Here is a 12,397-nt window from a genome sequence, read left to right on the forward strand (position 1 = left end):
TTTAACCTCTAATGATTTCAACAGGATCTACTTGTGATGCCTTTCTGGATGGAAGATAACCTGCCACAAAAGTGGTGATCAGGCCAAATACAAAGGCCATGATGTAATCTTTGGTTCTATAGGTTATGGGCAAAGTTTCCAATGAGGCAATCTTGAAAGGGATGTGGTTGACCAATAAAGAGACCAAATACCCGAGTATGATACCGACAACACCTCCCAAAATACCGATGATCACGGATTGAGTAAGGAATATCTGGATGATGTCCTTCCCATCAAATCCCATGGCCTTGAGAATGGCAATCTCCCTAATCTTCTCGTTCACTGTCATGTTCATAATGTTGTAGATGCCAAATCCGGCCACAATGAGTATGGTCAGGGATACGGCCACGGCAATAATGTTCCGAAGTTTGTTGGCGGCCTCCAATTGTCCGTTGGCCTCTTGCCAGGGTTCCACTTTATAGGGTGTCATCTTACCAAGTCGCTCGGAGAGCTCCACTGTTTTGTTGTAGTCTTTCAAATTAACTTGGATATCAGTGACATACCCCATGTTTTTGGAAATCAGCTGTCGCGCAAACCCAATACGGATATAGGCTTTGGCATTGTCCACACTGGCCAAGGTGGTTTCCACGATGCCGATGACCTTGTAATTTTTAGTGATGCCTTCCTCTGTGGTCACTACAACATTATCGTTGAGGTGAAGACTTAATTTTTTGGCCAGTCCACTGCCCAAAAGAATACCGTCGCTCCTTCGGTTCAAGTCCATCCAATCACCTTCAACAACATATTGTGCGGTTCCAAAAAGTTGGTCCTCATTGACCACGTCGATACCCGACAGCATCCCATTGACTTTGGTGGCACCGTTCCTGAAGAATACATTGATGTTCAATTGAGGGGTGACCCCACTGATCTCTGGAACGGAATCTAATAGATTCAATATTTTGTCCGAATTTTTGATGCCTTCGGTGTACTGGATCACTTTGGGATTTCTAATGTTGACCAAGGTGTTTTTGTCCACCCGACTGGCAAACAAGTTGGTGTTGTCCTTGGGGATGTCATTGTAAATCCTGATATGGGCCAGGGTGCTGAATGCGAGACCTGTCTGTGTGTCATTCACCCCGGTCATAAAACTGTTCATGAAAATGTACATGGAAATGCCAAAGGTCACACTCAAGATGGCCACCAAGGTTTGCTTTAACCGAGAGGTCAAATGGGCGTTGGCAATCTTGTAATTGGTTTTGTTCACGATCATTCCTTCTCCTTTTTTGGGGTGATGATACGTGTGGATTCATCCAAACCTTCCAGAACCTGTACCCATTCACTGGTTTTGATGCCGATTTTGATTGGTACTTCCTTTTTGTCCTTCTCCAAAATCACTATGTCTTCCTTCACCAAATAATCAGTTGGGATGACCAGTGCATTTTTAATGTCGGCGATCACAATATTGGCCTGTAGTTGTGTCCCTGCATACATGGAAGTCGGTGCATTGGTAAAGGTGGCCTCAACCACAAAGGATTGCTCTTTCTCGTCAAAGGCGGGATAGATCTTTGTGATCACGGCATCAAAAGTGGCATCTTTTTCCGTGTTCAGGGATATTTTTGCCCGTTGGCCCAAAGCAATTCTTGAAATATCTTCTTCGGCCACAAACAGTTTGAGGATGTTTCCGCCACCGCCAATTTTTGCGATGCTTTCCCCTCGTTTTACAAGCTCTCCCTGTTCTTTGTACACATTCAATACAGTGCCCGAAATTTGGGATTTGATAAAGTAATCGTCGTTGTTCTCTTGTTGGATTCTTAACTGGCTCTTGGCATTCGCCAAATTCACCTGCAATGATTGTTGAAGGTCGGACAGTGATTTTTTTAAGATTTCCACATGGGCCTTGGAATTTTCGAACTGTACCTTGACTTTGTCAAAATCCAATTGGGATACGGCATTTGTTTGGAGGAGTGCACTGTAACGATCTAGGTTTTTACGGTCCAGTTCCAATTGGGTCTCTGCCTGTTCAATTTGAAGCTGTAATTGTGCAATTTGAGGAGAATCTGGTTTTGCCTTGGTCACCGCATCTTGGTAGTTCACCAAGGCATTGTCCAGTTGATTGGATTGTACACCATTGGACAATTGGAACAGATCATTACCGACTTTGACTTCGTCCCCTTCCTTCACCAAGCTGAGGTTGAGAAACCCTTCGGTATTGGCTGTAACGGTATACTCGTTGGTTTTGGCCAAGTAGCCACTGGCGAAGACCACATCGATGATATCCCTTTTCATTGGGGTAGTGGTATTGTTTTTGCCACAACCAATAAGGAATGAAAAGCTGAAGCCCAGCAAGATTTTGTATATGGTTTTATAGTTCATTGTCGTTTTTTCTGGAAAGGATGGTTGCATAATTGCCGTACACGTTTGAGAGTGTGTTCAAATAGTTGTTCTCGGCTCTTAGATAGTCTTCAAAAACCTTGAAATAGGCATCGAGCCCAATGATTCCCTGTTGCAACTTCTGAAAGGTCAAATCCACATTGTCTTGGTACAACATGAAATTATCATAGGCGGTGGTCGAGGCTTGAAGGCTTATGTCATACTCTTTCAATAGCAGGTCATCCTGTAATGCAGATTGCTGCTTCTGCTGTTCCAGGTTTTTTTGGGCGATACCGTACTCAATTTTGGAAACCTTGGTTTTATTATGGTTGGCAAGACCTGTAAAAATGGGTACTGAAAGGTTGAGACCCACATAGCTATAATCTGTCCATGCCTCACCATCCAAGGAGAAGGTAAAATCGTTCTGGAATTGTTGCTGCCCAAAATAGGCGTTTAGGGAAAGCTTAGGATAATGTAGGGCCCTTTGCTGTTTTACATCCAATCGTGCTTGTTCCAGTTGGTGTTCATACAACAGAATGTTTTTGTCCATGGCCAATGTTTCAGATATGGGAAATCCCTGTTCTTCAGTTTTTTCGACTTCTTGCAGTTCTATATTTGAATCTGCTGGCAACCCGAGCAAGTTTTTCAACTGGTTGAGGGACTGCTCCAACGAACTATGGTTGGCGAGTACACTTTGCTCAATATTGTTAACGTTGATGATTGCCTGATTCAGTGATGATTTGTCGATCAATCCATTGTTGAACTTATCTTGGGTCAATGTGCGGATACTATCGGCCAGCGATTGGTCTTTTTTATTGATTTCCAGTGCTTTTTGGGCTATGATGGCATTATAGTAGAACAAAGCGATCTGCTCCATGAGTTTCTCATCAAAAAGACTTGATTGCACTTGAGTGATCTCTTTGCCTACCTTGGCAATTCTGGCCTTGATACTGTTTTGCCAATCCAGCACCGTTTGCGTGATGGTGATACCCGCATTGTAGTTGTATTCCTGCCCAAATTGAACATTGACCAGTGTACCAGGCTGTCCCACCAACTCCCCCGGAATAGGAGTAGTGGCCAAGTTCAGGTTGTTTTGGGCGGTAAAGCTCCCTAAAATTGTGGGTAGAAGATAGCTTTTTGATAGTTTGTGTTCCGCGCGGGCCCTATCTTGTTGAAGCTCTTGGATGTTTCTATCTATATTGTACTTTTTGCCATATGCAATGGCCTCGTTCACATTGAACAATACAATAGTGTTGGGATCCTGTTGGGCAAACAGGTTTTTGGAACATACCAAGAACATCAAAATCCATAGCAATCTCGCCACCTTCATTATAATCTTGTCCATGTTACGCTGGTAGAAAACCAGAGTTTGGTAATATGGAGCGCTAAACTATTGTGGTCTTCGGACAGCTCCGCACTACAATCGGCTTCTTTACCTTTTTTGGGTAGGTACACTTTGCCATCTTCCCAAGTTTTACCGTCAAAAGACAGGTCTGATATGATGTCAATACCCATTATTTCTCTGGTCCGTAAGGATTTGGTTGGATTGTTTCGGTCCGTTTTGGGCTCTCCATTGGGTGTATTGGGTTCCTTCAACCAAACAATTTTCCCGAAGAAATTGCCACCTTTTTGATAAATTTCTACATGGGCATCCTTCTTATCGTTCAACCACGTTCCCGTGATATCCGTGCTTTTGGTTTGCCCATGGGTTTTCAATAGCAACAAACAGAAAAAAGCCAACGCCATCAATGATCTCATGATTACTCTTTTTGATTGATACAGGGGCAAAATTGGTCAAGGCATTATGGTTGGAATAGGTGGAATATGGCAAAGGGTACATTATGGTAACCGAAGGGGACAATTTTTAGGATTAATTTTTTTTGAAATGACCTAGACCTCTTGGATTGCCAGTGAAATCAAGTGAAATAAGAGAATGTTTTTTGGTGTACAGGATACACAAAACCCATGTAAAGTTTACAATATCATAATCTCCGGCCTCTCTTATTTTTATGAAATTTGTGTTCGATGATAGAGTACTCATACGACAAGGCTACTCCAGAAAAGCTCGCCAAAATGATCAACCAATCGGATAGGAACGCATTCAATTCCCTGTTTGAAATGCTTTGGGAGCCCATGTACATTTATGCGTCATCATTGATCATGGACGATTCCATTGCTAAGGATTTGGTACAGGAAGTCTGGATTGATTATTGGCAGCGCAGGGAAGCTGTCGAAGTTGAAAATATAAAATCCTATCTCTTTAAGGCGATTCGTTATAAGTGCTACAATGCACTTAGGGATATGAAGTTCAATCAAACACAGATTGAGGCGGCCCATGCAGTTTGCATTAACTCAGAAGTGGAAATGGAAGCGGATGTCATGGACTTGTCCAAAAGAATCAACGAGACCATTTCAAGTCTGCCCAAAAGATGTCAGGAAGTTTTCATTTTGAGCCGTATGAACCACATCAACAATAAGGACATAGCCGAAAAATTGAACATTTCCCAACGCTCCGTGGAAAATCAAATCTCTTTTGCCCTTCGAAGACTACGCAAAGAACTTTCCACTGTTAAATCATTGTTTTTTTAAAACCCCTCCGTTTTACCTAAAGGTTAATTAGGCGCCAGGAAGTTTAAGGAATCATTAAAACCCATTTTTGGAATGTGCGTACCTGCATGCCAATGGTACTTGTTATTGAAACGAGCATACAATGACCGAAAATGAAATCAAGGGATTAATGGAAAAGTACCTTAATGGTACGATTACCAAAAAAGAGGAATCCCTTCTGGAACAGTTTGACGGCAACCTTTTGTCCAAAAACCGTAAAGGCATCTTCAAAAACGAGAGGCATAAAAAGCGTATTGCAAAGCAACTGTCCCAAAATATAGTTGGCCCAGATAAAAGAATTTCCTTTTTAAAGTGGACCAGGGTTGCGGCATCATTGGCCGTGATGGCAAGTTTAGGGTATCTTCTTTATTCCAAAACAGAAACAAAGGAAGTGGAAGAACCTATTGTGGAGATTGTACGAACAACGGAATGGGGTCAGAAGTTGAACCTTACCTTGGCCGATGGTACCCAAGTACGTTTGAATTCAGGCAGTACCCTAAAATATCCCAACCGATTTGAAGGAGATATGCGCCATGTAGCGTTGATCGGCGAGGCCTTTTTCGACGTGGCAAAAAATCCCGATAAACCTTTCGTTATAGAATCCGGAGAAGTACGGACCACGGTTTTGGGCACTTCGTTCAATGTAAACACTTATCCGGACAATGACCAAATTGCGGTAACCGTGGCCACTGGAAAAGTGAAGGTGGCATCCCAAGAAAGCGAGATTTTTTTAGAACCCAATGAGCAAGGGGTGTTCAACACAAAAACAAAATCCATGACCAAGGAAAGAGTGGATATTACAACAGCCCTGAATTGGAAAAAGGGCGTTATCCATTTTGAGGATGTGCCACTCTCGCAGGTCTTGGAAACCTTGGAAAAGTGGTATGGCGTATCCTTTGTGTTGGACAACCAGAATGCCGGAAATTGCCATATCAGCGCAAGCTACGATAATGAATTGCTTTCCACGGTAATGGAAAGCATCGTATTCGCCAAAAAAGGATTACGATACGAATTTTTGGAGGATCATAAAATCCTGATCAAAGGAAAATGCACTGACTAAAAAACCAGCTTAATCAAAAATCAATGCCTATGAAATGAAACAACCTAACAAAAAAACAGCCTGCAACACTTTGGCGAGCGGAAACAGGCTGTCGAAAGTTCAATGATTACAAATACTTATAACCATTTAAACATTATGTGAAATTATGAATTCACTAACTATTAAACAATTTATCAAGTTGACATTCCGTACATTTTGCTTTATGATCATCTTGGCACTGTTGAATCCAGTGTTGGCAGCCAATGTAAGGGGTCAAAAACTGGAGAACTACAGAGTGGATGTATCCGTGAACGATGCCACGGTAGTTGAGGTCTTGAAGCAGATAGAGGAACAAACAGACTTCAAATTTGTGTATGACCGCAAAGTGGAGCGATTGCACAAGACTTACGACATTGCTTACAACAAAGTTTCCCTTAGGTCCATTTTGGAATTGATGGCCAAGGATGCGGACCTTACGTTTAGAAGGATCAACCATACCATTTCCATCGATGTAAAGCCCCAAGCCCCAAAAAGGGTAGTGGAAGTTGCCTTTGTTACCGTTACAGGTACCGTAACCGACGAAAACGGGGTTCCATTGGCGGGTGCATCCGTACAGGAAAAGGGAACGGGAAATGGTTCCATTACCGATTTTGATGGTAATTACACTATTGATGTAGAGAGCAACGCAGTGCTCCAATTTTCGTATTTGGGATACACCCCAAAAGAAGTTGCCGTGGACGGCCGTACTACCATTGATGTACAATTACAGCAAGATGCCACACAATTGGAAGATGTAGTGGTAGTTGGGTATGGAACCCAAAGAAAAACTGATGTGACCGGTTCCATCGCTTCAGTGGAAAGCGAGGATTTCAACAAAGGAATCGTAATGAACCCAGGGCAGCTTTTGCAAGGTAAGGTTGCAGGTGTAAACATTTCCAATGTAAGTGGTGAGCCAGGTGCCGCACAGGATGTGATCATCCGTGGGGTGGGAAGTTTACGTTCCGGTACTACACCTTTGTATGTAATCGATGGTTTTGCACTGGACAATACAAGTACAGGAGTGCCTACCAACCCCTTGAACTTTATCAACCCACAGGATATTGAAAGTATCGATGTGTTGAAGGATGCCTCCGCCGCAGCTATTTATGGAGCCAGGGCGGCCAACGGGGTAATCGTGATCACCACCAAAAAAGGAAAATCGGGACGTACCCAAATGGACTTGAGTGTCTCTACAGGTTTCTCGTCTTTGGCCAATAAAGTGGATGTATTCAGCGCCAATGAGTTCCGTCAACAAGTGGTGGCTGCAGGTGGAAATTTGGACGATGGAGGGGCCAATACCGATTGGCAAGATGCCTTAAGTCGTACCGGTTTTTCCAAAAACGTGAATTTGTCCATGGGCGGTGGCGCGGACAAGTTTACCTATCATGCCTCTTTGGGTGTGAATGATCAAGAAGGTATTTTGAGGGCCAACGACCTGAAAAGGTATTCAGGGCGTTTGAACTTGGTTCAAAAAGCCTTGAACGACCGTTTCAAGGTAGAATTCAACATGACTGCCAGTAGAACGGAAAACCTTAGGGCAGATGCAAGGTCCATAGTGGGGGACATGCTTCAGTTGAACCCAACCCTTCCCTTGTATACCGACGGGCAACCCACCTTGTTGGACAATGCGTTGAACCCTTTGACCAGGGAAAAAATCTTTAGTGATGAGGCCGTTAACCATAGAATTTTGGCCAATGTGGCACCTTCCATTGAGATCATTGATGGGTTGACGTATAAGCTAAACTTGGGTGTTGATTACTCCACTACCGATCGCGATGAGCAATACATACCCTATTCTTTGTTGGAAGGCTATGCCAATGGATCGTTGACTTCAACGTACACGACCAACAAGAACACCTTGGTAGAAAATACCCTTACCTATAATTTCGAAAAGGACAAGCACAACTTTACGGTTCTGGCAGGGCATACCTACCAGAAAACTTTTGTGCACCAAAAGAGCTTTGAATTGGAAGGTTTTGCGGACAATGGCATAGAGCCTAAATACCAAGATCAGATCAGTGGGGAAAGTACACAGACCTATATGTACACCTATGCCACTGAAAATGAACTACAGTCTTTCTTTGGTAGGGTCAATTATGCTTTTGACAATAAATATTTGTTGACTGCGACCATGCGTGCCGATGGTTCCTCAAAATTTGGGGGTAACAACAAGTATGGTTATTTCCCTTCCGTGGCATTGGGCTGGAACATCATGAACGAGGATTTCATGAGCACCAACACAACCATCAATAACCTGAAGTTAAGAGCTAGTTGGGGTAAGACCGGTAACCAAGAGATTCCATCCAAGATCACCAAATTGAGCTATACCGATAGCAAGGATGGAAACGATTCCTATCCTATCAATGGAGATGAGAGTTCCTTGGAGGACTATCCATACGGTACTATTTTTACTCGTTTGGCAAATCCCGATATCCAGTGGGAGGTATCCCAACAGACCGACATCGGTTTGGATTTTGGATTGTTCAACAATCGCTTGTCAGGAACCGTGGATTATTTTCAAAAAGTGTCCAAGAACATTTTGTTGGAGGTGACCCCTGCAGACCCGATACAACCGACGGATAAATTCTGGACCAATATTCCCGATATGGAAATCAAGAACAACGGTATTGAATTTGCCTTGGATTACCACAGCGACTATAGCAAAGATTTTTCCTATAACATTGGAGGAAACTTGGCCTATACCAAAAATGAAGTGGCCAATTCGCCATACAAGGTGTTGACCACAGGTGCTGCACAGGGAGCAGGCCAGACCGATGCTACCATCAACGGAAACATCAATGGTGAACCAATAGGTTCGTTCTATATGCAAGAGTTTTTGGGTATCGGTGATGACGGATTGAGTATCTTGTCCGAAGACAGAAAAGTGGTAGGCAGCGCCCTTCCTCCTTTAGTGTATGCCTTTTACCTGAACTTCAAATACAAGGACTTTGACCTTGGGTTGAACTTCAACGGGGTTTCTGGCAACAAGGTGTACAACCACACCGCCATGTCCTTGTTCAAAAAGGGATTATTGGCTTCCAATTACAACACCACATCGATTGCATCGGAATATCCAAATGAGGACATTACCAACTCCAACGCGGTTTCTACCCGCTATTTGGAAGATGGGGATTTCTTACGTCTGAACAATGCCACTTTGGGTTATAACTTGAGACCGGCCCTTATCGGTTTGGATGGATTGGTAAATACCATACGTCTTTCCGTGACCGGCCAGAACCTTTTTGTAATTACCGATTACACTGGTTTTGATCCTGAGATCAACTCGAACTTGACCATTGATGGCATCCAGACCTTCGGGATCGATTACTTCAATTATCCTAAGGCAAGAACGGTTGTATTTGGCTTAAATGTATCATTCTAATCAAAAAAACACTTCAAAGATGAAGAACAAAATAATAATAGCACTATTGGGGATTTCCTTATTCTCAAACCTGAGCTGTACCGATTTGGAAGAAGAAGTTTTGGACGAATCCTTGGAAGGAAGCGGACAGGCGGAACTGATCAGCGGAGCCATTGCACCAGCTTATGGGCAAGTGGCATGGACTTGGAGGCATACCAATTATTACGGATTGCAATTGATTGCAGCCGATGAGGCCATATTGCCTTACCGTGGAGGAACGGATTGGTATGATGGTGGTAAATTCTTGGAAACCCATGCCCATACCATTTCAACAGGTAATGATTTGGTGGGAAGCTCTTGGAACGAAGTGACCAAGAACATTTCAAGGGCCCTTTCGGCCATTGAAGTATTACAACCCCTTGCCGAGGCAGGTGATACAGAGGCCGAAGGAGCACTTTACGAAATGATCGCACTTCGAGCCTATATGAACATGTTGGTGCTCGATAGTTGGGGATTGGTGTTCAAAAAAGAGACTTCCGAGGATCTTTCCGAGATTTTGAGGGGGCAGGATGCCATTGACTATATTGAAAGTGAGTTCTTGTCCGTTGTGGATGTCATCAACACCAGCAAGGGCCCCGGAAGGATTACCCAAGCGGCGGTATGGGGCTTTTTGGCACGATTGAACCTAAATGCAGCGGTCTATCGTGACCCCTACGGAACCCCAAGCTTCAGCAATGAGGATATGGACAAAGTGATCCAATACACGGACAATATCATCAACTCGGGAGCATTTTCATTGTCGCCAGAGTACTTTGATCTGTTCAACGATGACAACAATGATAACTCCGAAATCATTTTTGCCGCCGATCAACGCGGTGTCATGAAAAATGAGCACAGCCGATGGGCCTATTGGTCATTGGCAGGCTCTTGGTTTCCTAGACCTGAATTCCCGGATGCAGATGGTACCGACGGTCCGGCCATTACCTCCGATTTCTACCAAACCTGGGTAGATGCCTATGGCGCTACCGACCCAGCTGAAGCTGATGCAAGGTTCTTCAAGGAAAACCAGATAATCCCTGCTGAATTGCAGGATTTGACAGGGGTTACTCCAGAAAATGATGAAGACCATTATTACTGTATTTCCGCCGAGGATTTCGAGATCAATAGGGGAATTCTCCGAGGTGTCATTTGGGGACCAAGGAAAGATGAAGGTGGTTCTTTTTATACGTGTGATGGTGGATACCGAATCTACCCTGTCATCCAAAGAAAAGGAAACGGCCCCGATAAGGATGTGGATTATGTGAACCACGTGTTGCAAGTTGATTTTACAAACGAGGGAAGGTTGCACCGAAATGGCTACAGGGTATCCAAGTACCAGTTTAGCCATACCTCGCCCAATGGTAACAACTATAGCAGCGTGGACCTTGTGTTGATGCGTTTGGCTGAAATCTATTTGATGCGTGCCGAAGCAAAATTGAGAAAAGGCGACAGCGCAGGTGCCTTGGCCGATGTAAATTTCATTAGGACCGAAAGGAATGCACGCCCAGACCAAACTCCAGAGGCCTTGCCTTCCATTGACTTGGAAATCCTGTTCCGTGAGCGTGGTTTTGAGTTATACTGGGAAGGTTTTAGGAGAAGCGACCAGATCCGATTTGGCCACTACGAGGATTCCTGGACTGAAAAAACGGATAACGATGTTCACCATAGATTGTTCCCCATCCCACAGGATGCCATCGATGGAGCATCGAATGTGCCAGGCTATCTGGAACAGAATGAAGGCTATTGATCAAGTGTATTTTTTAGCACATGCGGCAAGATGGATTTTCCTCTTGCCGCTTGCTTTTTATGAACAAATCAAACGAATGGAAAAATGAAGATTTCATATCACAAGACCATTGCTTCGATTTTAGCGATGTTAGTACTGGGCTGCACGGCAAAGAAGCAAGAAGAGCCATCCAAAACAACCCAAGAGGAACCCTTGAGCATTATCTTTATGATTGGTGATGGCATGGGGATTCCACAGGTATCCTCAGCCTATTACTTTGGTGAAGGAACCCCCAATTTTTCAAGGTTTACCCATATCGGTTTACACAAGACCTCTGATAAAAGTTCTAAGATTACCGATTCCGCTGCCGGGGCCACAGCCTTTTCAACCGGGCAAAAAACGTATAAAAGGGCCATTGGGGTTTCGGTGGACAGCATTCCGCAAGAAACCATTTTGGAACAACTTCAAAAAGAAGGTTATCAGACCGGTTTAATCAGCCTTACTTCCATTACCCATGCTACGCCGGCCAGTTTTTATGCACATGTAAAGGACCGCGACATGCATGAGGAAATAGCCGCGCAATTGGTGACATCCAAGGTGGATTTCTTTGCGGGCGGTGGAAAAAAATTCTTTAACCAAAGGGAGGATGGAAAAGATCTCTTTCAATATTTGGTGGAAGAAAATTATCATTTGGATACCTTACAACTTTCCAATCCAGTTTTGGGTCAATCCAATGCCTATGTGTTGGCCGAGGATGGGATTCCCTCAAAAATAGAAGGTAGGGGAGATTTTCTAAAGGATGCCACGGAAATGGCCTTGGATTATTTCGATCAAAAGGGAAAACCTTTCTTTTTAATGGTGGAAGGTTCTTATATTGACTGGGGCGGACATGCGGAGGATGCCGATATGATGGTTGCCGAAGTCCTAGATTTTGATAAAACCTTGGGAGCGGTACTGGATTATGTAAAAGAGCATCCCAACACATTGTTGGTGGTCACCGCCGATCATGAAACAGGAGGGGTGAGCATCGGCAAGTACTATGAAATGGATGAAAGCACTGGAAATAAGAAGGAAGTGGCCGATAAGGTTGCTGTATATTTTAATTCCAACCAGCATAGCGGGGAGTTGATCCCTGTTTTTGCGGAAGGAAAAGGAGCTGAAAATTTTCAGGGAATCTATGAGAACAACGAAATTTATCATAAGTTTTTACAATCGCTGAACCAGAACAAGCAATAAG

9 protein-coding genes are annotated in these 12,397 nt (G+C 43.8%); 5 read left to right on the forward strand and 4 right to left on the reverse strand.

Going from position 1 to position 12,397, the window contains the following annotated elements:
* Position 1 precedes the first annotated feature (1 nt).
* Genes D2V05_RS00645 through D2V05_RS00660 form a run of 4 tightly spaced genes read right to left on the reverse strand, consistent with a single transcriptional unit; the run spans position 2 to position 4,107 of the window.
* Positions 2-1,249 (reverse strand): ABC transporter permease, encoded by a 1,248-nt coding sequence (locus tag D2V05_RS00645; RefSeq protein ID WP_183114758.1) that lies wholly within the window; start codon positions 1,247-1,249, stop codon positions 2-4.
* Positions 1,246-2,352: an efflux RND transporter periplasmic adaptor subunit gene (locus tag D2V05_RS00650; protein WP_183114759.1), complete on the reverse strand. Its 1,107-nt coding sequence runs from the start codon at positions 2,350-2,352 to the stop codon at positions 1,246-1,248. Before D2V05_RS00650 ends, D2V05_RS00645 begins: the two co-directional genes overlap by 4 nt.
* Entirely contained in the window at positions 2,342-3,694 is a 1,353-nt protein-coding gene (locus D2V05_RS00655) for a TolC family protein (RefSeq protein ID WP_119645704.1), read from the reverse strand. The genes D2V05_RS00650 and D2V05_RS00655 overlap by 11 nt, the downstream gene beginning before the upstream one ends.
* Entirely contained in the window at positions 3,679-4,107 is a 429-nt protein-coding gene (locus tag D2V05_RS00660; protein WP_119645706.1) for a DUF2147 domain-containing protein, read from the reverse strand. The genes D2V05_RS00655 and D2V05_RS00660 overlap by 16 nt, the downstream gene beginning before the upstream one ends.
* Positions 4,108-4,374: 267 nt before the next feature.
* On the opposite strand from D2V05_RS00660, the gene D2V05_RS00665 reads away from it, so the two are divergent.
* The 5 genes from D2V05_RS00665 (at position 4,375) to D2V05_RS00685 (ending at position 12,396) form a co-directional block, all read left to right on the forward strand.
* Positions 4,375-4,938 carry an RNA polymerase sigma-70 factor gene (locus D2V05_RS00665; RefSeq protein ID WP_119645709.1) on the forward strand — a complete coding sequence of 188 codons (564 nt, stop codon included), beginning with the start codon at positions 4,375-4,377 and terminating at the stop codon, positions 4,936-4,938.
* A gap of 121 nt (positions 4,939-5,059) precedes the next feature.
* Positions 5,060-6,016, forward strand: a complete 957-nt coding sequence (locus D2V05_RS00670; protein WP_119645710.1) for a FecR family protein — start codon at positions 5,060-5,062, stop codon at positions 6,014-6,016.
* Positions 6,017-6,161: 145 nt separating this feature from the next.
* Positions 6,162-9,416 (forward strand): SusC/RagA family TonB-linked outer membrane protein, encoded by a 3,255-nt coding sequence (locus tag D2V05_RS00675; RefSeq protein ID WP_119645711.1) that lies wholly within the window; start codon positions 6,162-6,164, stop codon positions 9,414-9,416.
* A gap of 19 nt (positions 9,417-9,435) precedes the next feature.
* Positions 9,436-11,181 carry a RagB/SusD family nutrient uptake outer membrane protein gene (locus D2V05_RS00680; protein ID WP_119645742.1) on the forward strand — a complete coding sequence of 582 codons (1,746 nt, stop codon included), beginning with the start codon at positions 9,436-9,438 and terminating at the stop codon, positions 11,179-11,181.
* 84 nt (positions 11,182-11,265) lie between these two features.
* Positions 11,266-12,396 carry an alkaline phosphatase gene (locus tag D2V05_RS00685; RefSeq protein ID WP_235855349.1) on the forward strand — a complete coding sequence of 377 codons (1,131 nt, stop codon included), beginning with the start codon at positions 11,266-11,268 and terminating at the stop codon, positions 12,394-12,396.
* The last annotated feature ends 1 nt before the right edge of the window (position 12,397 follow it).

The organism is Flagellimonas pelagia (assembly GCF_003584135.1).
GTDB classification, from domain to species: domain Bacteria; phylum Bacteroidota; class Bacteroidia; order Flavobacteriales; family Flavobacteriaceae; genus Flagellimonas; species Flagellimonas pelagia.